The sequence below is a fragment of the Rappaport israeli genome (assembly GCF_001888055.1).
Lineage (GTDB): Bacteria > Pseudomonadota > Gammaproteobacteria > Cardiobacteriales > Cardiobacteriaceae > Rappaport > Rappaport israeli.
On sequence record NZ_LXHZ01000030.1, the window covers coordinates 1 to 2772 of the forward strand.

4 protein-coding genes are annotated in these 2772 nt (G+C 39.6%); 1 reads left to right on the forward strand and 3 read right to left on the reverse strand.

Annotated features, from left to right (window positions below):
* Positions 1-1033 (reverse strand): Ig-like domain-containing protein (locus A5N84_RS09135; RefSeq protein WP_072282129.1); only part of this gene is annotated, 1033 nt, incomplete at its 3' end.
* A 131-nt stretch (positions 1034-1164) separates the two neighbouring features.
* On the opposite strand from A5N84_RS09135, the gene A5N84_RS09140 reads away from it, so the two are divergent.
* Positions 1165-1446 (forward strand): hypothetical protein, encoded by a 282-nt coding sequence (locus A5N84_RS09140; RefSeq protein ID WP_072282130.1) that lies wholly within the window; start codon positions 1165-1167, stop codon positions 1444-1446.
* On the opposite strand, the gene A5N84_RS09145 is transcribed toward A5N84_RS09140, so the two are convergent.
* Positions 1439-1645, reverse strand: a complete 207-nt coding sequence (locus tag A5N84_RS09145) for a hypothetical protein (RefSeq protein ID WP_072282131.1) — start codon at positions 1643-1645, stop codon at positions 1439-1441. The genes A5N84_RS09140 and A5N84_RS09145 overlap by 8 nt on opposite strands.
* A 20-nt stretch (positions 1646-1665) precedes the next feature.
* A complete protein-coding gene (locus A5N84_RS09150) occupies positions 1666-2631 on the reverse strand; it encodes a hypothetical protein (RefSeq protein WP_072282132.1) in 966 nt (321 codons plus the stop codon).
* Positions 2632-2772 lie beyond the last annotated feature (141 nt).

The following is a 2772-nucleotide window of genomic DNA, read 5'->3' on the forward strand; positions in this document are numbered from 1 at the left end:
GGGGCTGGCGGATTAGGTTGCTGTGGACTAGGCTGAGAAGAACCGCCACTTGAACCAGGGGCTGGCGGAGTAGGTTGCTGTGGACTAGGCTGAGAAGACCGCCACTTGAACCAGGGGCTGGCGGAGTAGGTTGCTGTGGACTAGGCTGAGAAGAACCGCCACTTGAACCACTTGAACCACCTGTACTACCAGTATTGACAGACCCTGTCGAATCAATAGGCGCAGTGATTGTAGCATTGGAAGATTGATTGCCTGCTGAGTCTGTCGCAGTAACATCAATATTTTGTCCTGGTCTTAATGGATTATTGCTCACATCAACACTGAAATTTCCATTAGCATCAGCTGTCGTTGTAATATCTGCTACGCCGTCTCTGTCAGTATCAATTTTAATAGTGCTATTAGGCTGTGCCTTACCACTAACTGTTTTTCTATCTTTTGAAACATGAGCATCAGGCGCATTAGGCGCTTCTATGCTAATGTTATTAGATTTTTTACTTGAACCACCACTTGCAGCGACAGCAATTCCCGCTGCGCCTAACACACCAAGTGCAGCAAGACCTGTCGTCGCACCAAGACCTGATGCAGCAACCGTACTAGCAGCGCCAATTGCACTAGCGGTGCCTGCTGCACTACCCGCAAGATAAGCTGCTGGCGTGCCTGAACCAAGTGTACCAATTTCACCAGCAAGTAGATGAGAAAGCACAGGACCTTGTTGAGTAAGCACAACTTCACCAACCGCACCTTCTGCACCTGGAACTTGAAGTATGGCATAACATTGGCTAATATCAGGCAAACACTCTCCATTCCAAAAATCTTTAATAAGCACTTGCGTATCATAGCTATCACTAAAAATAAGCAAATCATCGTTTAAGCGCTCTGCGGCAATGTCACTTACGGTAGTGCCTGTTTGTGGATCAATAAGATCATAGATTTCTCCAGGCTTAGCAGCTATTTCAACACGCTCTCCAGCATTTGTGGAAAGTTGATTATTAATTTGCCCATTTGATTTTTCGACAAAAAGTAAAGATGCCATCAATAATTCTCCATGGTTGACCTTGCGGGTAAATATCTCAAATAATACATTTAATCACATCAATCATCAAGAAAATTAATTTTGAATTTTAAGTTGATAATCACAACTCACCCACCCAAGACATCATTCAAGTGTCGGATGGCGGGCTGGAATGGCAACTCAGCGTCTACATAGAAAGTGGTAGCGTTACCGAGCAACAACAAGACACGGTGATTAATGGAGGCACACTAGAGGGCGCGCCTGTCAAACACTTTGAAAACGCCGTTATCCGCGAAGTATCCTTCACCCCCACTGGCACTGACACCAGAGCCGTTATTTTATCCCCAAACCTAAAGAAGCCTCCCATGGAAAAGCTAACCCAACAACTCACAGAAAAAGAACAACGCATAGCCAAGCACAACCCGACTAACTAGCGATAAGCGATAAGCGATAAGCGATAAGCGATAAGCGATAAGCGATAAGCGATAAGCGATAAGCGATAAGCGATAAGCGATAAGCGATATTATCCAACTCTTGTATTATCTGTGGTAGTTTTTGAGGGCGTTCAGAAATCTGTGTCAGTTCAATCAAAGGCTCATCAGTTTTTCCCTCTACAGTTTGTTGAAAAAACACAATAAAATCTGTCCAACATTCTATTGCAATAAAAATCGTGAAAAAATACCCTTACCACAAAGAGAAACAGGATAGTAGGAATAGCTATATTTTTCTTTACTCTCAAAAAATCTATTCTTCTCCCCCTCTTCATTGTAATCTAAACGAAGATTAGCCCCCAGACCTTCATACGCAGCATCATACTGAACATCATCTATAGTATATGCTCGAATTTCTAAAAAATAAATCTGAGTTAAAACTTCCCTAGGTAAGGAAGGAAATATAAAATGTAGAAAATAATCTCCTCCTTTATAATTCTCATCTTTTTCTGCTATTTCTTGATAAGATAATAAACTACAACAATCCGCTGGATAAAAATCTGTATAAGTTGCACCATCTCTTTTGATGATTGAAAAGTTTTGCTCCCCTAAGTAAATATTGGCATCGGTTTTCGGATTATATGGTTTAGCATTAAGAGAATACATTCTTTGACGAAATGCACTTTCAACATATTCTCTATGATTTCCGTGAAATTCAAATTTATGACTTAGAAGAGCTTGAAAAAGTTCATCCAAATCTTTGTAAGACACCACCCATGGATAGCAAGTTTCTTTAGTCATTTTTGACGGTTTACCCCTCCAGTTGAATTTCAATCCGCAATGATCTTCAACTATTTCCACTCTATAGGGGAAGTTATGAATATTATTTAGATTTTTATCTTCATCCCAAAGTTTGTCCATCTTATACTGCCAATACTGCTTCATAGCTTCGGCAAATATAACTTCTTTATCTATTTGCTGTTCTGGAACGCAGGAAAGAATGTCAATATATTTTCGGAGGATTTTCTCATCGTTAATTTCTTTCATTGCTTTAGGTTGTTTATCCAAAGTAAAAGCTGCAATGATTCCGCAAAAACAAATCACAAAACTAAATAATAGTAGCACCTTAGATTTTTTTATATTCTCCTCCTTATTAAAAACAATCACAGAATAAATTACAAAAAACACCTAATAATTACATAAACCACAGTATCCTTACCTCTTATCTCTAAGTAATAATTGAACCAGCTCCAAGCTCCAAGCTCCAAGCTCCAAGCTCCAAAAAAACAGTTTATTAATGTAATTATTTAATTTTGTCGGATTACTTAA